Below are 21,001 nucleotides of genomic sequence, written 5' to 3'. Positions count from 1 at the left end.
CTATCATCCGTAATTATGGCTGTAGTCAGTCGAATCGAAACGATCGGGACCGTCGTCGGGAACGAACCCGTTTTCGTGCCGTCCGAACACGCTCGGAGCCGGCGAGTGTCCGACCGAGCGCGTACGCACTCCCGCCGAGTACGGCAACGATTGCGACGAACGGCAGCCACGGATCGACATCGTAGAGCCCGTCGATCACGGACCGGGGCAACACGTGTAGATAGCGCCGTTCGTCGACCGTCCGCTCGTAGTGGCCAGTCGACTCGGGAGCCTCGAGCGTGGCCTCGACAGGCGTACTGCTCCGTCCCGACACCACCACCGACTCACACTCGAGGGCGAGACCGTCGGTCGGCTCGAGGTAGGTGACGACCGGAGTGAACCCGGCGTTGGAGACGCGATACGTCGTCTCGGCGGTTCCTCCGGGTTCGGTTATCAGCTCGCCATCGGGGGCCGGATCGGAGCTGACGACCGTCAGCGACTCCGTGCCTGCGGGGACGAGCATCGCCGCCGACGCGACGACGACGACGAAGAGCGCGAACACGACGGCCAGGCGACGCGGAGCGATCCCGACGTCGTCACCCCGGCTCGGACGGGTACCGCGACGGCGATCGCGGACGGTCTCGACCGCGTAGCCAACGAGCGAGAGCCCGAGCACGACGGTGGCAACGCCGCTGGTTCCGTCGAACTCGAGGTCGGTGGCAGACGTCACCCACTGGCCTACGGTATCGGCTGCGGCGCCGAGTTCGCTTGCCCCCGTTCCAAGACCGGGAATCGTAACGACCGTACCGCCGACCTGAAGCGCCGTCGCGACGATCCGATCGTCGGTGACGTGTGGGTCGCCACGGTCCTGATCGGTCACCGGGTTCGCATCGCCACGCGTGACGTATCCTTCGTCGGTCTCGTCGACGACACGGTGGGTCACCAGCTCACCGTCGGTCGACTCGTAGACGACAACGTCCCCTGGGTTTGCGTCTCCCGTGGCGGCCGCCGGGACGGCGACGAAGCCGTCGCCGGCCTCGATCGTCGGCTCCATGCTGGCACTTGTGACGTAGCCGAGCAAAATCGGCTGACCGAGGAGTTGACCGGCGACGACGGCTACGACTACCACGAGCAGTACGACCCGAAGCAGCCGTGAGAGGCCCTGTAAACCCATAGTCTCCTATGTATATTATCGTGAATACACGAACGTCGAAACGATCGTCACGGCGTCGACGCTCATGGCTGGTACCTCGATCGGTACAGTGAGCCCGCATCGGCCGCTGCAAGCCCCTCGAGTTCGACGATGTCGTCCTCGCTGACGTTGTCCATATCGACGTCGTCGGGCAGGTTCTCGAGGTCGCCGTCGACGTAGGCGAGGGCGTCGTCGTAATCGGCAAAGCAGGTCGGGCTTCCGCCCGGCATCGGTGTCGTAAACTTCTGGAACGTCTGGCTGTCGAGGACGAAGTAGCCGTCGCGCATGTCGATGTACTTCTCCCAGCCTGGATGAGCCGCCGAACTCCCGTCGCCCGGATCGAGGTCGACGTCGGTGAAGTCGGGAGCCCAGATCGTCACCAGTTCGTCCTCGACTGTCTCCTCGTGTTTCCCATCGTACTCGTTCGACGCGTAGCGGGGCGTGATCCAGTACTCGACGGCACAGCCGATCGAACAGAACTCGATTCGACTGCCATCCGAGTGAGTCCCCTGGGCGGCCCAGGGTTCGTACTCCTCGGTCAACATGTTACAGACGGGACAGACCTTCTCGCTGTCCGGCTGATACCACTCAACCACTGCGTCGGCCACCGAGAGCGTTCCGCTCTCCGCCCCCTGAATCGAGTCGGCCTCGACGGTCCACTCGTTTTCGCCGAAGCTGATCCCGCCGGTCTCGACCTCCTCATAGCCGGTCGGAACGGTGACGGTGACCGTTTCGCTGTCTTCGGCGGGGACGGCGACCGACTCAGTTCGCTGCTCTCCGCTTACGTCGGCCGTAACGTCTACCTCGTGATCGCTTTCGTCGTCGTTTGCTACGGTGACGGTAAAGTCGATCTCGTCCCGAACGGTCACTCCGTCCGGCTGTTCGTCGACCGCGATGCTCCCCTCGATATCCCCGAGACAGCCGGAAACGGCGACCGCGAGTGCGATCCCACTGCTCGTGATGAACGCTCGCCTGTTCATGTCTTTCGTACTCTATCGATCGTCAGTTTGCCGTCTACACCGTCGTCTACTGCCGTCAGTCGCGCCACGAAAACCTCCCCATTCCATCGTAGACCGCGACGTTCGCTTGGGTGAGTCCCTCGAGTTCGACGATATCGTCCTCGCTGACGTTGTCCATATCGACGTCGTCGGGCAGGTTCTCGAGGTCGCCGTCGACGTAGGCGAGGGCGTCGTCGTAGTCGGCAAAACAGACGGGGCTGCCACCACCCATCGGCGTCGAAAACTTCGAGACGGTGTCGTCGTCGAGGACGAAATAGCCGTCGCGCATGTCGATAAACGCCTCGTATCCCGGATGCTGGTCCAGTTGCGCCCCCGAAACGTCGGTGAAGTCCGGTGCCCACATCGTCACCAGATCGTCCGGGTCGGTTCCGGGGTGCATCCCGCGGTACGTGCTGTCGTCCTCGTTGTAGTCGATGTACCAGCCCGGGTTGACCCAGTACTGGACGGCACAGCCCGTCGAGCAGAACTCGGGACGACTGCCATCGGCATGCGTCACCATCGCGTGCCAGGCCTCGTACTGTTCGGTCGCCATGTTACAGACCGGACACCACTTGTCGCCGTCGGGCTGGAACCATTCGACCGCCGCATCCTCGACGGTGAACTCGGCCTCGTCCGAGCGGGTCTCGCCACCAGCGTCGACCGCGACCTCGAGCGTGTTCTCTTCGAGCGTCAGGCCGCCCAACTCGAGGTTCTTGTACGCGGCCGGGACCTCGAAGACGACGTCCTCGCTGTCGCCGGCATCGACGGTGACGTCTCGCTGGAACGGGTCGTCGGGATACTCGAGGACGAGTCCGAAGCGATCCGGATCGCCCGCCTCGAAGTCCCGATCGGGAAACGCGTCGGGATCGACGTCCGGATCGACCCGCTCGACCTCGAGTCCGACGGTCCCGGAGAACTGCTCGTCGGCATCGTTGGTGATCGTCGCCGTGACCTCCGCGACCTCGCGTGGGGTGATCGTATCGGGTGTCTCGACGGCGACCGCCACTGCGTCCTCTTCGAGTGCCGTCGTCGAGTCATTCTCGAGGCAGCCGGCCGTAATCGCGAGCGTGAAGACGATACTGCTGTCGCGAATGAACGTTCGTCGGTTCATATCACATCAAATACGTTATTTTCCAGGTACTCGCCCGATCGACGACACCGGGCCGTCGAGTCGGGCAGCCACGTCTGCGCGAGGTCACCCCCGCCACGTGATCCGACCGGAGCCGTCGTAGACTGCAGTGTTGTCCTCGTCTAACTCCTCGAGCGTGACGATGTCGTCCTCGGTGACGTTGCTCATGTCGACGTCCTCGGGCAGGTTCTCGAGGTCGCCGTTGACGTAGTCGACCGCGTCGTCGTAGTCCGCGAAACAGACCGGGCTGCCGCCACCCATCGGCGTCGAAAACTTCGAGACGGTGTCGCCGTCGAGGACGATGTAGCCATCCCGCAGGTCGATGAACGCCTCGTAGCCCGGATGTTCGTCCAAGTCCTCACCCGAGACGTCGGTGAAGTCGGGCGCCCACATCGTCACCAAGTCTTCTTCGGTGGCCGGGGTCATGCCACGGTACGTGTCGTCTCGCATGTTCTCGAAGAACCAGCCGGGTTTGACCCAGTACTGGACGGCACAACCCGTCGAACAGAACTCGGGGCGGCTCCCGTCCTCGTGGGAGATAATCGCGTGCCAGGCCTCGTACTGTTCGGTCGCCATGTTACAGACCGGACACCACTTGTCGTCGTCGGGCTGGAAGAACTCGACCGTCGCGTCCTCGATCGTCAGGGTGTCATCGTCGCGATCCGTTTCACCGTCGAGATCGACCGTCACCTCGAGGTCGTTCTCTTTGAGTTTGAGATCGCCCAACTCGAGGTTCTTGTAGGCTGCCGGCACGTCGAAGGTCACCGTCTCGCTGTCGCCGGCGTCGACGGTGACGTCCTGTTCGAGGAGGTCCTGTGGGTACTCGCCGCGATCGATGTAGTGGTAGTCCGGATCGCCCGCCGCGTAGCTCTGTTCCGGGTACGAATCGACGTCGGCCTCGAGGTCGACGTCCAGCCCGTCGCCGGGGTGGAGTCGCTGGTCGACGTCGAGGGTGACGGTCCCCGAACGCTGTTCGTCGGCGTCGTTTGTGACCGTCGCCGTGACCTCCGCGACCTCGCGTGGGGTGATCGTGTCGGTGACCTCGACGTCGACCAACTCTTCGATCTCCCCTTTGATCTCGAGCGTGCCGCTTGCGTCGTCCGCGTCGGTTTCGACCTTCCAGTCGACCGTCCCCTCCTCGCCTGTGTCGAACTCGAACGACCCCGTCCACGTGGCATCGGCATCGACAGTTACGTCTTCGTCGTACTCCGTCTCGTCGTCGATGGTGACGGTGACCGCCGACTCGTCCGCTTCGTTGCCCAGGTTTTCGAGTTCGACCTCGAGAGTCGCCTCCTCGTCCAGTTCGACCTGCCCTGGGATCGTCGTCTCGAGTCGGAGACCACCGCCGCTTGGCTCTTCTGCCTCGGCGACGAACGTGACGGTGTGTGACCCTGCGTCCGCGTCCGTGTCCGGGAGGACGTCCTCGAGGTCGTCGTGACCAGTCGCGTCGGCACGGACCGTGACTGCCAGGCTGTTGTCACCGCGAACGTCTTCGATCTCGACATCATTGTCTTCGCCGACGATCGAGTCGCCGTCGTACCGATAATCGAGGACGGCGTCGGCATCGTCACCCAGCCAGTCTTGGGGTTCGACGTAGACGCTGACCGGCTGTGTTCCTGTGTTCGTCACACGGAGCAAATCGTCGAACCGGACCCAGCCGTGTTCACCGAGGTCGTCGATGGTGAGCTCGAGCGGACCATCCGAGTCGTCGACGTACGTGCCCGCGTTCCCCTCGTAGTCGGGATTGGGATCGACGTGAAGGTATCCGTCTCCCGTCTCGATCGAGACGCCGTGGCTGACACCAGCCGCGCTGAACGCCCCCGTTCCGAACAGGATTCCCGCGCCGGCAGCCGTCGACCCGAGCAAAAAGTTACGCCGTTCCATGCGGAGTCACCCTGTTCGTCCCGCAGTCGCGTGTCGGTACGTCCCGATCCCACCGTTCCCGTGGGTGTGTTTGGACCATCATGTCCAGTTGTATTTCTGAACTGTATTAATTAACAACTTCTGGTATGGTTCTAGAAAGTATATTTTGTGTTAATATATTATTTTTTGGTAGTACAACTACTTGTAGAACCATCGAACCGCTCGATGGGATCTATACTGCCAACTGAACCTGTTCCCACACCGATCGCCGGGCTCGCGGGTCACGTCGGTCCCCCCTCGCCAGTTCGCGGGGCGCTCCGGTGGGTGTCTCGACCCGCGCTCCCTGCGGTCGACCAGGTGCGCACTGACGGTCAGGGAACGAACCGACCTCGATACGTCGTTGCGATGTCGTGGTCGAAATCGTCGAGGGTGACGATGTCGTCCTCGGTGACGTTGCTCACGTCGACGTCGTCGGGCAAGGTCTCGAGACTGCCATCGACGTACGCGAGCGCGTCGTCGTACGCGGCGAAACAGACTGGACTGCCGCCACCCATCGGCGTCCAGTACTTCGTCGCAGTCTCGTCGTCGAGGACGAAATACCCCTCACGCATATCGATGAACCGCTTGTAGCCGGGATGAGGGTCGTCACCCCAGCTCAGTCCGTCACTTGGGTCCATGTCGGTGAAGTCGGGCGCCCACATCGTCACGAGGTCCTCGGAGTCCGTACCCGGGTGGATTCCGTAGTACGTCGTCGAACGGTCGGAGACCTCCTCGGCGAAGTGGACCGGATACACCCAGTAGGCGACGGCACAGCCGATCGAACAGAACTCGATTCGGCTTCCGTCGCCGTGGGTAACCATCGCGTGCCACCCGTTGTACATCTCCGTCGCCATGTTGCAGACAGGACATTGCTTTCCATTGTCCGGCTGGAACCACTCCGTCGTCGAGTCCTCGATAATGACGGTCTCTTCCTCAGTGACGGTCTCCTCACCGAACTCCGCCGTGATCTCGAGACGGTTCTCGTCTAACTGCAGGTCTCCGATCTCGAGGTTTCGGTATGCAACAGGAATCTCGAACGAGACAGTTTCACGTTCGACCGCGTCGACGGTCACCTCCGAGGAGCGAAGACCCTGTGGATAGTCGCCACGATCGAGATAGCTATACGCCACGTCACCGTCTTCACCCGTCAAGTCTATCTCCGGAACGTTGCCGACGTCGGCTTCGAGGTCGAGATCCAGTCCCTCCCCGGGATGAACGTGCTCTTCGAGGTCGAGAGCCACGATACCCGAGCGAGGGGTGTTGTCACGATTGTAGACCGTTGCTGTGACCTCGGCGATCTCGCGGGGAGTGATCGTCTCGGTCGCCTCGAGGTCGAGACCGATCGACTCGCCGTCAGCGACGTTGGAGACGATCTCGGCGACGAACATCACTGTGTGATCTTCGCCGTCTTCGGGTTCCGGAAGCGCGTGCTCGAGGTCGTCGTGGTCGGTCGCATCAGCCCGGATCGTGATCGTCACGCTGTTTCCCTCCCCTCCCACCCCGTCGAGTTCGACGGCGTTTTCTTCACCGACGATCGAACGGTCCTCGAGACGGTAATCGAGGACGGCGTCCGTGTCGTCGCCGAGCCAGTCCTGGTCCTCGACGTAGACGCTGACGGGCTGTGTCCCCGTGTTCGTGAGCAAAAGCAAGTCGTCGAACCGGACCCAGCCGTGTTCGGCGAGGTCGTCGATAGTGAGCTCGAGCGGATCGTCCGAGTCGTCGACGTACGAGACCGCGTTCCCCTCGTAGTCGGGGTTCGGCTCGACGTGTAGGTACCCGTTTCCCGTCTCGATCGAGACGTCGTGGCCGACACCAGCCGCGCTAAACGCGCCCGATCCGAACAGCAGTCCGGCGCCGGCAGCCGTCGAACCCAGCAGGAACTTCCGTCGGTCCATGCTACCTTCTTCCGTCCGCGCACCCGCAGTTCTCTGGCCGTCGGTACGTGGTCGTCGGCTGGGCACCTCGTATCGGCATGCTATAGTCTCTTGGTTGAACTGTTTTCATTAACAAATTGTGGTGCATTCGTAGAATGGACTGGTTTACTTGTAGAAATTGCGGATAGATCTCGAACGACCGTTCGACCGTCGAACCAGAATCGGCATAGCTACCGCGAACGGTCACTCGAAAACGATGGATCTGACACGCCGCCGCCTGTTCGGGACGCTCGCGGCCGGATCGTCAACTGCGCTGGTGGTTGGGGCCGACGCCGTCTCGCGAGCGGGCGTCGGTCACCACGTCGAGGTCGAGACGTCCGATGACGAGTCGTATCTCGTCCTCGAGGGGGACGTACTGTGGGAGCCGGTCGCCGAATCGGAGGCGACGCTGACGATCGATACCCAACTCGAAGACGCGACAGTGGCGACGCTCGAGGCCGGCGCGTTCACGTTCGATCCGGCGCCGCCGTTTTCACTCGCGGATCCGGTTACCGTAGAGATAACACTCACCGACGTACGAACTGGCGTCGTCACCGACACGGTCACCGTCGGCCTCGAGGGACCGGACGTACACAGCGCCGTCGAGCGAGAACTCTCCGTCGAGGGCACGACAGCGCCGGAGTCGTAGCGACGTCGTGCGAACGCTACGCCGGCGCGATCGGCCCACAGTCGCGTTCAGGTGGGTTCCACTCGATCGCGTCGAACTGCTCCGGGTTCGCCGGCTCACAGCGGGGCGCCGTATCGACGATGCTCGCATCGCGCATCCCGGAGACAGTGCCCGCGAGATCGGTCAATGCGCCGTGGAGTGGCGAACGAGCGAGTGAGGAGGCACCGTCGGTGCGATGGAGGGAACCGTCGACGTCCTCGGTCGGCGAGTACGGACGCTCGAGGACGTCGCCGTCGGCGTCGCCGATCGCGCCGTGCCAGTAGTTCCCCGCATCGTTTCGCGTCCAGATCCGGAGCGTGCCCGCCCGCGCGGTTGCATGGCGGTCGTTGTCGACGAAATCGTTGCCGATGACGCGGTTGGTCGGGAGAATGTGACTCGCCTGGATCCCGACGTCGTTGCCGGCCACGACGTTGCCCTCGTAGATCGAGTTGCCAGCTTCAGTCGTCATCCCGAGCCCGTTGTCGACGACGACGTTATCGGCGACGTAGGAGTTCCAGCCCTCGGTTCGTAGTCCGTCCGGACTGTTTCGAATCTCGTTGCCCACGACCGCGTTCCCGTGGGGATTCGTCATCACGTGAACTCCCGTCGCCTCCGCGTTCAGCACTTCGTTGTCGGCGATGACGGTCTGGGCAGTATACATCAGGTGGACGCCGATTCGGTTTCGCTCGAGAGTGTTGTTTCGGAAGACGAGTCCGTCCGAGCGATGGGTGTAGATCCCATCACGGCCGTCCCGGAACGTCGAGTCCTCGATGACGCCGTCGCCGGATCGCATCGACATGACGCCCATGTACGCATCGCCCCAGTCGTCGCCACCGTCGACTGAGACGTTCCGGACCACCGACTCGGGGCTATCACGGAGCATAACACCGTTTGCCGGCGTCTCGATCGTCACGTTTTCGACCAGTGCCCGTTCGGCACCGTCGATCCTGACTCCGGCGTCACCGCCTGCGTAGGCCATCTCGAGGACGGTATCACCACTATCCGTGTCGCTGACGGTCTCTTGCTCTTCGGGACGGGTCGTGTTTCCAACGCCGGTGATATCGACGTTTCGAACGGCTGCCTCGTCGGCGCCGATCTCGACGACCGTGCCGTCACCACCGCCATCGAGCGTGACGGCTCCCTCGCCGGAGAGGGTGATCGGTCGGTCGATCTCGACTGTCTCTTCGTAGGTCCCCTCCGGGACGACGACGGTCGTATTCGACGGTGCATCGTCTATCGCTTCCTGAACCGTCTCGCCGTCGTCGACGACGGTCTCTTCGGGACGATCGAGCATCGTCCGTCGGTCGTCGACGAGCGCGTCCCCGTCTCGGAGTCGGTCGTCGACGCGGTCTTTGACAGCCGCCGCGTCGTCGAAGGAGAACTCACGCTCCACGAGTTCATCCCAGGTGAGGACGGTGCCGCCGTACTCGGCAGTAAACGCCTCAGCATCGTCGCGATCTGCGAACGGTACGACCGTCTCACCGGCAGGATTTCGAGCGTCACTGTCGACGACGAACGCGGCCGACTCGGCATCGGTCCAGCCGGTCGGTTCGTTCGCGGTCGGATACCCCTCTTCGGTCAGCTCGACGTCCGTGTCGCTGAAGTCGGTTACGTACACTGCAAGTGGGTAGCCGAACCGCTGTTGGTGGCCGGCTTGCTCCCGTGCGTGGACGAACCGTTCGACGCCGTGGTAGCCGACGACGAACTCGTACTGGGAGTAAAACACCTGCGTTTTCGGCAGGTCGACGGCGTCGGCATCCTCGAGGTCGTCGTCGAAGTCGACGCCCATCGAAACCGTCTCGTTGAACGACACCGGTTCGGGTGCCGTCGAGCCAGTGTCGACGGCAAACAGACCGACACCACAGAGGACGGCGACGATCGTGATCGCTACCAGAACAGTCGTGTAGTAGGTGCGCATGCTGTATTGACCTCGTTGGCGTCGTCACCCAGTGGTCGGTGCCGGGGACGTCGTCTCGGTGCCGCCCCGATCATACGAATCCGAGGCTCTCGACCAGCTCTCGATTGAGTGAATCGTGATCGTGAATCTCACCGCCGTACTCGTCGGCGAAGGCATCGGCATCGTCGGGGTCCGAAAAGCCGATTATCGACTCGCCCATCGCTCCCAGCACCTCGCTGTCGACAACGTACGTGAGTTCACGCGCATCGGTGTGGTCGTCGGCCTCGAGATGTGCCGTGATAAACTTCGACTCGTCTTCTTCGTACACGTCCCAGTCGACCCTCGAGTAGTCGGTCAAGTAGATCACGGTCGGTTCCTCGTCGAGTTCCTTCTGCTCGAAGTAGTGTTCGTAGGCGCACGTACTCGCACAGTACGGAACGACGCCGTCCTGTTCTCGGACGTCCGCGTCGTCGGGAAAATACGCGTGGCCGGCCGGGCCCGGATGGTTGACGACGACCATATTACACAGCGGGCAGTTGTGATCGTCTTCGATCGCGATCGGCTCCGGAAGCCCGTCGTCACTTCCGAGACAGCCCGCCAGTGCCATCGCACAGGTCGTACCGACACCGGCGAGCATCGACCGTCGTGTCGCCCATCGTGGATCTAGCTCCGGATCTTTTTGGTGTTCCACCGACATATCGGAAAGTCATAATCCAGATAACAAATAAAGTATGGTATGATTAGCGAAATTAGTTCAATATTCGATAGATACGAACGAATAGTGGGAAACGGATCATAAACGGCCAAACGGAACGTGAGCCACCGAGATCAAAGCGGCTGGTAGTGTGGCAGCGGGATCGGAGGCAAGTGGATCCCGAGCGTCGCCAGTCCGTGCTGGAGCGGGATGTACCCCAGGAGGAGGAAGGCGACGCCGAGGACGCGGTGGAGTTTCGCTCGCGTCTCGACGCTGAGCGACTGGAAGAGCGTCCCGTAGATGAACAACGACGGGACGGTTCCGAGACCGAGAATGCCCAACGCGAGGAACCCTTCGAGTGCCGATCCCTGGACGAACGCGTACAGAAACGCCGGATAGAGCAGCGGACAGGGTAACAGCCCGTGGGCTGCGCCGAGTCCGACGATCTTGCTGTTGCCGACCCAGTTGTCGACGTTTCGGAGCAGCCGCTGTTGGATGTGACTGAGCGCCGACTCGAGGACGGGGATCGTGACCGACCCGCCGAGTAAGCCGCGGCCGGACAGATAGGACAGTCCCATCACGATGATTGCGAGGCCGACGCCGATCCCGGCGATCGCGTGTACGTCGGTCATGACGGCCGTCACCGACTGTGACGTGACGAACACGAGCGAGCCCACAAAGCCGAACAGCCCACCGAGAAGCGCGTAACTTCCCGCTCGGCCGAGGTTAAACAGCGCGTGCTGGCGGACCATACCGAGGCTCAACTCGTTGCGTCGCGTCGAGCCGTCGTTTTGCTGGCGCATTCGATCCGAGTACGTCGTCACGAGCGGGCCACACATTCCGAGACAGTGAGCCCCACCCAACAGTCCGATCAGCCCGAAGACGACGAGACTCACCGGTTCCATCACCGCTGGATCGAGCGACGGGTCATAACACTGTTCGAGCAGCACGGAGTCGAGAGCCGGCGAAGACAGAGGTATCGTCATTGCTATCGTTCGAAATCGATGTGAGGGGCGATGGTCGACCGTAAGAATTGCACACGAAAGTAGCGTCTGGTGCAATTCTCGAGTGCCGTGATCGTTCGATGCAACGAGACAGCCCGGTCGAGGAACACTGGAGGTCTGCTGTCGGCCAGTGTCGACGAATCCACAATCCGGTGTCGGGTCAGGCAATCGAGAGATCGGCCAGGGGGTCCATCTCAGACGGACTGCGGTTTGTCAGTGCGACAGGGCCGCGACCGGGCCGCGGCCGTCCTGGAAGCGAGTTACTGCAACAGTTACGCAACCCGTCTCAGTCTTCCTCGAAGAACCGACTGCGGTACAGTTCGGCGAGGTCGCGGTCGAAGTCCTCGAGTGTGATGATGTCCTCGTCGTCGTACTCGTCGAACTCGTCGACGAACGCTTCGGCATCGGACCGCTCAGCGAACGGCGTGGGGTTGCGCATCATGATGTCGTCGACGTGGTCCGGATCGGTTACCCGGACGTAGTACGCCTCCGTCCCGTCGATCAACTCTCCCGTTTCGAAATCGGTGACCCAGACGCCTTCGACCGCTGCATCGGACCCGTCGAACTCCTCCGGTGCGGCGTAGTACGCCGCCATACAGCCTGCCGAGCAGAAGAACTCGCGGTGTTCGTCCTCGTGGACGAGCTGGGCGTTCCAGTCGGGGTAGTCGCCCGCTTCCATGCTACAGACCGCACAGTCACGTCCCTCCGGGAATTCAGCCGGTTCCTCGAGCGACGCTGTCTCCTCGCCGTTTTCGTCGCCGTTTTCGTCGCCGTTCTCTTCACCGTTCTCTTCACCGTTTTCATCGCCATTTTCATCGCCGTTTTCCTCACCGTTCTCGTCGTCGCCACCGAGACAGCCGGCAAGGCCAACTGCGGCTCCCGCTCCGATCGATCCCAGAATTGCTCGTCGGTGGTACACCGAGTCGAATGACTTCCTCATACGCCTACCAACGAACCAAACGGATAAATCGTATCTGGTACCCCTCTCGAACGAGTTCGAATATCGAACCAGTGACAGGTGTTCTTCGTGCCGCTATCGAGAATCGTTCCATCCGACAGTATTACTGTTCGCCGAGGACCGAATCGAAGAACTTCCGTTCGGCAGTTCGGAGGTGCTGGTTGAACGTCGCCGGTGCGATCCCCAGTCGATCGGAGATTTCCTCGCCAGTGCTTTCCCGCGGCCAGTCGAAGTACCCCGCGAAGTAGGCCGTCTCGAGTGCGGCGCGCTGTTTTTCGGTGAGTTCTTCCTCGAGGACCGACGTCGAACTCGAGTCGTCCCGACCGCTGCGTTCGCGAGTGCGCTGGGCGAGATAGGTGACGTCGTCGCGTTGTTCCTTGATGAGTTCGATCATCTGGCGGGTGTCCCGTCCGCGGGGGAGTTCGACGACGAAGCGGAACTCACCGTCCTCGATGGTCGCGGATTGGACCCGGCCACCGTGGGTCGCGATCGTCTCGAACAGGGAGACGGCTGCCGGCGCTACCAGTTCGAACTCGAAGGTGTCCCGTCTGACCGCCAGGAAGCGAACGTCGCCGAACCCGTCCGTCTCGGAGATCGCCTCGCTGAACGTCTCTTGGTCGACACCAGTCGCCGATCCGTAGGCGAGCAGCGTCTCGTCGCCGCGGATCAGTTGCTCGAACTCGATCGTACACTCCTCCTCGGTCGAGAGACCGATCAACGGCTGAGCGAGGTCGTCGACGCGGAACTCGAGTTCGATGACGGCGTCGCTGACGAGCGCGTCCTTGCGCTCGATGGCCGTGATCGCGTGGGCGATGACGTCGCCGATCCGGGCGAGAATCGTCCTCTCCGGTCCCTCGAAGGCCCTCGGGGACTCGGAGTAGATGTTCAACACGCCGTAGACGAGATCCTCGTGGACGATCGGGATCGCCGCCGAGGAGTGGTACCCTCGCTCGAGGGCTTCCTCGCGCCACGGTTCGAACTCGGGGGTGTCCTGGACGTCGTTTGCGACCTGGACCTGTCCGGTCCGAATAGCAGTCCCGGACGGCCCGCGTCCGGTTTCGTCGTCCTCGTCGGCACTGACCTCGACGGTATCGAGGTATCCCTCCTCGACACCGGCGGCTGCTTTCGGGACGACGCGATCGCTTCCGGGATTGACGCCACCGATCCACGCGAACCGGTAGGCGTCGGATGCGGCGAGGCGTTCACAGACCTGCTGTTCTAAGTCCGCTCGGGTTTCGGTCGTGATCACCGCGTGTGTGATGTCGTGGCCGATCCGGTTGAGGCGATTGAGCGCCTCGAGTTGCTCGCGCTGGCGTCGTCGTTCGTGTTCCTGTCGCGCACGCTCGATCGCGTGATGGATCGTTCGGACGAGCAACTCGCTTGTCACCTCGTCTTTGACGAGGAAATCCTGTGCGCCCCGCTGGATCGCTTGGACACCGACCTGCTGGTCGCGGACGCCGGTCAAGACGACGATCGGCGTCTCGTCGCTCTCGGCGTGGACCGTCTCCAGAGTCTCGAGTCCGTCGCTGTCTGGTAAGTTCAGGTCAAGCAAGACGACGTCGGTCGGTATCTCCTCGAGCGTTTCGAGCCCGTCCTCGAGGCGGTTTTCGCGGGTAATCTCGGGAGTTCTGCCGGCCGATTCGTCCGGACTGACACGCTGGGCGAGCTCTTCGGTATCCCGAAGCATCTCCTGGATGAGCCGCGCGTCGCCCGGATTGTCCTCGATCAGGACGATCTCTAAGTCGTCGGTGTCGTCTTCAGTATCCTCGGTGTCGGAGTGCGTGTCTATCCCGCTCATTATTGCTCGTCCTCCGGTGGAAGGCGAACGACCGAGAACCAGAACTTCTCGAAGGCACGAACGGTCTCGATGAAATCGTCCGGATCGACCGGCTTCGTGAGATAGGCGTTGGCGTGTAGCTCGTAGGACTTGACGACGTCTTCCTCGGCCCGGGAACTCGTCAGGACGATGACCGGAATCGAACGCAGCTCCGAATCGCCCTTCAGTTCCTCGAGGACGTCCTCGCCGTCCTTCCGAGGCAGGTTGAGATCGAGCAGGATGAGATCCGGCCGCGGGGCGTCCTCGTACTCGCCGCGCTGGTAGAGAAACGCCAGTGCCTCGTTGCCGTCGGAGACGACGTGGAGATCGTTCTCGATGCGCCCCTGTTTGAACGCCTCTTTGGTCAGTCGGACGTCGCCGGGATTGTCCTCGACTAACAGGATCTGTGCTGGTTCCGGTCGAAACGGTCTCGAGTTACTCATTGCTAGGGTCGCTGGCGTCGTTGTGAGATCCAGCTGTCTCGTCGGATGCCGGAAGCGTCACCGTAACCGTCGAACCCTCCCCCGGCGTCGACTCGACGGTGATCTCGCCGTCGTGTCGGTCGACGAGACGCTGACAGAGCGCGAGCCCGATCCCGGTACCGTCGTACTCGTCGATGCTGTGCAAACGATCGAACATCTGGACGATTCGTTCTGACTCCGCTGGATCGAATCCGATCCCCTGATCGCGAACTGAGAGACGCCACGCTTGTCCGCCTTTCGCCGCGGAGACGGATATACGTGAGGCTTGGTCGGGCGGATCGCCGACGACGTTGGCGACGCTCCGACGAAATCAACGCGTCGAGAGTGGACGACTCGAGGGCGCGCTGGCCGAGTTCGGTGGCGACCTCCTGTTGTCGGATACGAGATCGGAGCCGCCCGGAAGGCGGATCAGCATGTCCCATCATCGACTGCCGTGTATAAATATAGTGCCCGACGACATCGTTTCGTATCCGAAATCCGGTTTTCTGCGGCGTTCCAACTCGCTCTCTGTGACGCGTTCGCCACGCCTAGACGTTCTATATCGCACTATATGATTTATCAATTGTTTCGACCCGATTCGTATCCCTGTCGCTCATCCTATCGAACGACCCGATAGAATCACTGATACGGACTGCTGTAGTCAATTACCGCCGATCGCCGACCCCGGATCTGGCGATCGGCGGTAAATAGTTACAGCGATCCGTATGACAGGCACTGCGAACCCGTTCGCCCGATGGCTGCGTGGACAGGCCGACCAGGCAGTGTGCACGCCGAGACGGGGCGATCGGTGATCGGCTCCGACCGAGCCTACCGAATACTATCTGGCAGCAGTCAGTGAGCTGTCGGTCGCGACATCGCGGCCGTCTCCCTCTGGACGGTCCCAGTAACACGACCGGTCGTCGACTCGTGCTGTCTGACAGTATATGCGAAGAATGGCGAATCTCGATAGGTATTCGTCGGCACCGGGATCGTTCCCGTGGGACCTGGGCCGTGTTTCGATGCGTGACCGAATACGACTCGAGCCAAGACGCGACGGTGGCAACGAATCCCCGACTAGGGCAACGCAATCAGTCCGGCTTCTGGGCCGAGCCGTTCCCGCCGCCGGTCTCGGCATTCGGTTCAGGCAAAGGCCACAGCCGGTAATCGGACGTGATAAACTACATTTTACGATACTGAATCGGACTCCCTGATGTTCCGAAGATGGCACTATGATGTACAGGTTCCACGGGTCAGGGATGTGAAAAAAGTCGACATCAAAGTCTGAAGGAACAGTTCTGAGAAAACTACCGACTTCCTATCATAAACTACCGGAGAAAAGCGATTTCAGGGTAGCGTCGCCACTACCGACCGAGCAAGCCCAGAGGAAACATGGGGTTAGTCGGGAGGGTCGAGACCGTAGCTCTTCTTGGCGAACGTCAGGAACGAGTTCGCCGAGATCGCCGGTCCGTCGCTGACCTCACCGTCCAGTTCGAGCTGCACGAGGATGTCCACGAGTCGCCAGCAGTTGTACAGCACACAGGCGAACGCGAAGTTGAAGTACCGGAACCGGTGGTCCGGCGACTGGGTCTCCGCGAGGAAGGTCTTCAGTTTCTTGAACCCGTTTTCGATGCCCCAGCGACGCTTGTATCGGGACATCAGCCGCCCGATCTGGTGTTTCATCTCCCGTTCGTCCTCGGGTTCGACGTCCACCCACGGGAGGTTCGTCTCGAAGGGGACCGTCGGCGCTTCGACCCGCGCCGGCTCGTCGATCTCCTCTTCCTCCCGGACCTCATCGAGAAGATTGCCGAGTGGCGAGTCGGCGTCGCGGTCCTTCGACAGCGGTGTCGTATTACCCACGTCGGAGAACTCATCGAGCAACTCCTGACGGATAGTCACCTCCGGGCCGTCGCCATCCTCTTCTTCGCGTCCCCACTCGCGCTTCGGGAGGTAGACAGCCTTCCGCGTCGGACCATCGTCCAGCCGTTCCTGCTTGACGACGTCGAAATCCTTGTCCTCACTGGCGAGCTTGGCGATCTGGTGTTCGTGGTCGCTGCTGGACCGGACGACGGCAGGGTTCAGGTAGTAAACGTCATGCTTCTCGCAGGCGTCTTTGACGCCGTCATTGGCGAACTCCCGATCCATCATCACGAGGTCCAGTCCCGGCGCGACGTCGGTTGCACCTTCGAGGAGGTCGTCCACGAGGTCAGCTCGCTTACGGCCACGTTCGACTGGGATCGCATCGAGGATCAGCGGCACATCATGGCCGACGAGTTTGATGACTGCCCACTGGAAGAACGGTCCATCATCACCCTTGTACCCGAGAATCCACGGCTCTTGGTTCCGACCGCTACTGTTGCGGGTAACCTCGCCGCTCCACGGATTGCCTTTCGTAATGTCGATAGCAGCCATCTGCTTGCGCCCCATCTGATCTCTCGATTTTGCGCGTGCAACGAGCGTTCGAGCGCTCTCTCGAAGCATCGTTCGCGTGCGATCGATACCAAGCCGCTTCGTCTGGAGTCGGTGCGAGTCCCCCGACGGCGTCCGATCTCGGGTCGTGTCCTCCGCGAACGACTGTGCGCCGTCATTCGGATGCATGTCGGTTCGCATCCCGAGGTAAGACTGCTGTTCCCAGAACGCGCCTTCAGGAATTGAGGAGTTGTCGCCGCGATCAGGGTAAAAGCAGTCTTCGACGATCGGCTTCGCGCCCTTCCAGACCTCACGGGCTTTCTCCCGCGCGAGCGTGTCTTTGCTCTTCGATTTCGTGACCGTATCGGTTGGCTGGTTTGGCAGGAACTCCGGCTCCGGTGCAGGAATGTCGTGGTAGCGAGCGATGTCCACGACGACCTCGGCGGCGTCCCGAACAGCCTCCTGTACCTCAACGAGGCGGTCCTCCCATGCTCGCCAGAGTGTTGACTGGTCCGGGATGTCTTCGAATCCTAGCTGCGTACAGAGGAACGGCTGCTGCTTGAGGTACTTCCAGAGCTTCGTTTCGTTCTTCCAGCCTTTCACACACCGAAGAACGTGCGCCCGGAAGACAGCTTCCCACGGCTTTGGGTCCCCCTGTTTGTGGTCGTAGGTGTCGTAGAAGCGGAGGTAGCACGTAGGCACCTCTGTAACGAGATCTTCCAGTGAGACAGAGCGGTCGTGCCGGATCTGTTGCTGGTACGGGTAACTACTGAGAGCCCCGTCAACCATCTCCCGAAAAGTCATGTCGAAGGACCGCGCTTCGACAACCTCGCCGGTGTCTGCGCCGTAGAGGCCTTCTACTTTGTAGTCTTTCGGTGTGGATTCGTAGCCCGCGCTGTCGAGACGCCTCGCCGGACCGAGGCGCTCCCACCGTGACCCCGTCGGGGCCTGTCCCGCGCGTGCTGTCACTACTCAGGAATTATGTGCCTTCCCTATATAATTTCGAACTGTTTATTAACTGCTTTAGGGATCATAAATAAAATTGCTGAAACCGCACCAAATACAATCATGGCTAACATTGAACCGTCAAATAAATAATAAAATGTTCCAGTGGCAAATACACCAATCCCCATAATCCAGTATAGGTATTTTGATGCCACTCTTCTGATAGGGAATAATACAGCTGTTAATATTATAGCGATGTAGACTGGTAGAGGATTCAATGAATCAACCAGTAATGATGCTAAAATAACTAATATAATCAATCCTATTGATCTTGCAGCATCGTATACATATATATCTAAGTCACTCATGGCTATACTTACTGAATACTTTTTACCATATTCTTTTTCCGATCCGATCTATGCATCATGATGTTTTGGGCGTGTTACGAAGTCGTCCAAGGTTTGATCCCTTTTAAAACTGTCTACGCCCGCATCTGGTGAGCCAACGAACATCAGCAGTGTGATGACTGTTTTGACGGCACTAACTGAGTTGTCGCAGACATCATCCGGAATCCCTTCTCTGGCCAGCGATCGGTTCGTAATTACAGTAGCTCCGCCACCCAAAGAAACACGCCATCATTGCATAGCCGTCCGGATAAATGATGTCCGACTCGACGTACTCCCAGCCGCTTCGCCCCGGTATTCAATACCCATTTGCAGCGTGGCCCCCTATCGTTGTTGTTCATATTCTAACCCGAATCAGATTGTATTTTGTGACTTGTTAGTTCTGAAACAGCCGATACTGTACTGTTGCCCCGTAGCTTGCACGCCAGCGTGAACATCTATTGTAACTGGTAGAAAGTCCAGCAGTAAGTGCGCACGTCTACTGATTCCAACTGATTCAGCGCGGTTTGAATGGAACAAACGAAGTCAGGTTTGTTGCTTGCGGAAACTGATCACTTATAATTCTGACAAATGAGGTTATTCACTCGTAACCAGAGGTACGCGAGATCGCTCAGTTCGGAAAGTGGTCACCCTCGGACCTGTGCATTATTCCCTATCTTCGCAACACCAGGGACTCGAGCGAAACGACCGTGTCCCGGGTCGGCTGATCGCCCCCGAACGCCAGCCCCATCGCGACAGCGGGGACGACTACAACGAGGGATTTGCAGCCAGAAGCAGCCGTGAAATCGGGTCGAAACGGTTCGTGGTGTCGAAGAATCGTGGATTTCGATCGCCGGGGCCAGCGGTACGAGAAGCATAATTATGTCGGACACTACCGCCGATGACGGTATGAGCGTCCACCCGACGTTGTCGTTCGACGACGAGTTACACCAGCGTGTCTACGAGTACGTCGAACGGCACGGGGCCGCCGATCCGGACGAACTGGCCCGGTCGATCCGAATCGAGTCGGACCAGGCTCAGTCGAAACCGGCTCGAGCCGACACCTACACCGAATCTGTCTGTCCACCGACCGAAGACCTCGAGTCCTGCCTCGAGACGCTGAAAGAGCGGGGGTATCTGACCGAATCGAACGGCAAGCTTCGCGTCGCGGTCCCGGGAACGACGGTCGAACACGAGTGCAACGCCGGGACCGTAACGATCAGGCCAGCCCGAGAAGAGGACCGCGACGGCGTCATCGAGGTGATGCGGACGGTCGCCGACGAAGGGACCTACATCGTCGCCGAGAACGTCGCGACGGAACTCGAGCGCGACTCGGCGCTCGTCCGCGCCACTGAAGACCGCTCGCGGGTCTGTTTCGTCGCGACTCTCGTCCCCGAAGACGACGAAGCCGGCGACGGCGATGTCGTCGCCTGGCTCCACGTCGATGCCCACGAACTCCCGTCGCTTGCACACACCGCCGAACTGACCGTCGGCGTAGCGCCCGCTGTCCGTCGGCAGGGAATCGGCTCGGCGCTACTCGAGTACGGCCTCGAGTGGGCCGACGAAGTGGGCTACCGGAAACTCTACCAGAACGTTCCGGCGACCAACGAAGGCGCGATCGCGTTTCTCGAGGACAACGGGTGGAAACGTGAGGGCGTCCACGAAGACCAGTACCGAATCGACGACGAGTTCGTCGACGAAGTGATGCTGTCGATTTGGCCGTAGACAACAGTTTCTTGCGGGGTGGTGCCATATGTCCCGTATGGACGATATTTCACTTGGTGTACCGAAACCAGTACTCGAACGGCTGCCTGACGACGACGAAACCGCAGCTGCGGACATGCAAGAGGCCGTCGCGGGCTGGGAGCAACGGTTGAACCGTGCGGTCGAGGACGCCGACGACGAACGGGAGGCGGCGAGTCGCGTACTCGAGGCGATCGATCGGTTCGAGCAGCGCTACGAGACCTACGACGAACTCGTCCCCGAGTTGCGGGCGTGGGGACAGTCGCCGATCTACGCGATCGCGTGGCGGACGCTCTATGCCGACGTAATCGCCCAACTGCACGATCACGACGACCTCAAGGAACACCTCGACCGAGAGCGAAACGCCCGGCTGGTCGAAGACGGGATCCGGCTGCAGGATCTGTAGCGGCCCGCGACGTCCTCGAGTGGCGAACGTCGGCGACTACCGCCGTTCGACGAGACGCGACTCGTTTACAGGACTGAGACACCACGGGATGTGAATACAAACCGAGCTTTGAAATCCGTTCAGTTGATAGAGCACGGTATGGAGTACGCAGTCTCGCGAACGGGGATGACGACGGTCACGCTCCACGGCGGGAGCGACACGACCGCCTGTGACGAAGCAAGCGACCAACTCGCCGAGCGACTCGAGGCGATGGCGGCCGACGGGCCCGTCACCGACTGGGAGATCGACGACGCCACAGTGACCGAACACCCGACCGCCCCCTTCGATCCGTACACGATCACCGTCGAGTTTTCGGTGACCGTCGTCGTCGACGCTGATACCGAAGACGCCGCCGCCGAGATCGGCGCCGATGCGATCAAAGAAGCGCTCGCGACAGCCGGCGTCGACTCGGTCACGTACACGTCGTCCCCGGCAGCGTCGACAGCCTGATACGGGCTGCTGTCATCAC

Annotated in this window: 17 protein-coding genes and 1 pseudogene; 4 read left to right on the top strand and 14 right to left on the bottom strand. The window is 61.0% G+C overall.

What is annotated here, in order from left to right; genetic code table 11:
• Positions 1–25: 25 nt before the first annotated feature.
• The 5 genes from RBH26_RS06200 to RBH26_RS06180 form a co-directional block, all read right to left on the bottom strand.
• Entirely contained in the window at positions 26–1,153 is a 1,128-nt protein-coding gene (locus tag RBH26_RS06200) for a signal peptidase I (protein WP_306757269.1), read from the bottom strand.
• Between the two features lie 62 nt (positions 1,154–1,215).
• On the bottom strand, positions 1,216–2,151 hold the full coding sequence (locus RBH26_RS06195; RefSeq protein WP_306757268.1) for a nitrous oxide reductase accessory protein NosL: 936 nt from the start codon (positions 2,149–2,151) through the stop codon (positions 1,216–1,218).
• Positions 2,152–2,206: 55 nt separating this feature from the next.
• Positions 2,207–3,280 (bottom strand): nitrous oxide reductase accessory protein NosL, encoded by a 1,074-nt coding sequence (locus RBH26_RS06190; protein WP_306757267.1) that lies wholly within the window; start codon positions 3,278–3,280, stop codon positions 2,207–2,209.
• Positions 3,281–3,364: 84 nt separating this feature from the next.
• Positions 3,365–5,182, bottom strand: a complete 1,818-nt coding sequence (locus RBH26_RS06185) for a nitrous oxide reductase accessory protein NosL (protein ID WP_306757266.1) — start codon at positions 5,180–5,182, stop codon at positions 3,365–3,367.
• 350 nt (positions 5,183–5,532) lie between these two features.
• The gene (locus RBH26_RS06180; protein ID WP_306757265.1) at positions 5,533–7,095 is read right to left on the bottom strand and encodes a nitrous oxide reductase accessory protein NosL; all 1,563 of its coding nucleotides are present in this window, start codon (positions 7,093–7,095) and stop codon (positions 5,533–5,535) included.
• 235 nt (positions 7,096–7,330) lie between these two features.
• Here RBH26_RS06180 and RBH26_RS06175 point away from each other — a divergent pair, with 235 nt between their 5' ends.
• On the top strand, positions 7,331–7,762 hold the full coding sequence (locus RBH26_RS06175) for a hypothetical protein (RefSeq protein WP_306757264.1): 432 nt from the start codon (positions 7,331–7,333) through the stop codon (positions 7,760–7,762).
• Positions 7,763–7,778: 16 nt separating this feature from the next.
• Here the strand turns inward: RBH26_RS06175 and RBH26_RS06170 are convergent, their stop codons facing one another.
• The 9 genes and pseudogenes from RBH26_RS06170 to RBH26_RS06130 all read right to left on the bottom strand — a co-directional run bounded on the left by RBH26_RS06170 (position 7,779) and on the right by RBH26_RS06130 (position 18,329).
• The gene (locus RBH26_RS06170; protein WP_306757263.1) at positions 7,779–9,698 is read right to left on the bottom strand and encodes a right-handed parallel beta-helix repeat-containing protein; all 1,920 of its coding nucleotides are present in this window, start codon (positions 9,696–9,698) and stop codon (positions 7,779–7,781) included.
• Between the two features lie 70 nt (positions 9,699–9,768).
• Positions 9,769–10,368: a nitrous oxide reductase accessory protein NosL gene (locus RBH26_RS06165; RefSeq protein WP_306757261.1), complete on the bottom strand. Its 600-nt coding sequence runs from the start codon at positions 10,366–10,368 to the stop codon at positions 9,769–9,771.
• A gap of 137 nt (positions 10,369–10,505) precedes the next feature.
• Positions 10,506–11,357, bottom strand: a complete 852-nt coding sequence (locus RBH26_RS06160) for a sulfite exporter TauE/SafE family protein (protein ID WP_306757260.1) — start codon at positions 11,355–11,357, stop codon at positions 10,506–10,508.
• A 304-nt stretch (positions 11,358–11,661) separates the two neighbouring features.
• Positions 11,662–12,315 (bottom strand): nitrous oxide reductase accessory protein NosL, encoded by a 654-nt coding sequence (locus RBH26_RS06155; RefSeq protein ID WP_306757259.1) that lies wholly within the window; start codon positions 12,313–12,315, stop codon positions 11,662–11,664.
• A gap of 121 nt (positions 12,316–12,436) precedes the next feature.
• Complete coding sequence (locus tag RBH26_RS06150; RefSeq protein WP_306757258.1) at positions 12,437–14,131, bottom strand: bacterio-opsin activator domain-containing protein; 1,695 nt, start codon at positions 14,129–14,131, stop codon at positions 12,437–12,439.
• On the bottom strand, positions 14,131–14,592 hold the full coding sequence (locus RBH26_RS06145) for a response regulator (protein ID WP_306757257.1): 462 nt from the start codon (positions 14,590–14,592) through the stop codon (positions 14,131–14,133). Before RBH26_RS06145 ends, RBH26_RS06150 begins: the two co-directional genes overlap by 1 nt.
• A pseudogene (locus RBH26_RS06140) lies at positions 14,585–14,890 on the bottom strand (ATP-binding protein); the annotation flags it as partial. The gene RBH26_RS06145 and the pseudogene RBH26_RS06140, both read right to left, overlap by 8 nt.
• Positions 14,891–16,005: 1,115 nt before the next feature.
• A complete protein-coding gene (locus tag RBH26_RS06135; protein ID WP_306757383.1) occupies positions 16,006–17,820 on the bottom strand; it encodes a transposase in 1,815 nt (604 codons plus the stop codon).
• 188 nt (positions 17,821–18,008) lie between these two features.
• Positions 18,009–18,329: a hypothetical protein gene (locus RBH26_RS06130; RefSeq protein ID WP_306757256.1), complete on the bottom strand. Its 321-nt coding sequence runs from the start codon at positions 18,327–18,329 to the stop codon at positions 18,009–18,011.
• 924 nt (positions 18,330–19,253) lie between these two features.
• On the opposite strand from RBH26_RS06130, the gene RBH26_RS06125 reads away from it, so the two are divergent.
• The 3 genes from RBH26_RS06125 to RBH26_RS06115 all read left to right on the top strand — a co-directional run bounded on the left by RBH26_RS06125 (position 19,254) and on the right by RBH26_RS06115 (position 20,982).
• Positions 19,254–20,069 (top strand): GNAT family N-acetyltransferase, encoded by an 816-nt coding sequence (locus tag RBH26_RS06125; RefSeq protein ID WP_306757254.1) that lies wholly within the window; start codon positions 19,254–19,256, stop codon positions 20,067–20,069.
• Between the two features lie 37 nt (positions 20,070–20,106).
• Positions 20,107–20,493, top strand: coding sequence for a hypothetical protein (locus tag RBH26_RS06120; protein WP_306757253.1), 387 nt, complete (start codon positions 20,107–20,109; stop codon positions 20,491–20,493).
• 138 nt (positions 20,494–20,631) lie between these two features.
• Complete coding sequence (locus RBH26_RS06115; RefSeq protein ID WP_306757252.1) at positions 20,632–20,982, top strand: hypothetical protein; 351 nt, start codon at positions 20,632–20,634, stop codon at positions 20,980–20,982.
• The last annotated feature ends 19 nt before the right edge of the window (positions 20,983–21,001 follow it).

This window comes from Natronolimnohabitans sp. A-GB9 (assembly GCF_030848565.1).
Taxonomy (GTDB): domain Archaea; phylum Halobacteriota; class Halobacteria; order Halobacteriales; family Natrialbaceae; genus Natronolimnohabitans.
This window is presented reverse-complemented; position numbering and strand designations above follow the sequence as displayed.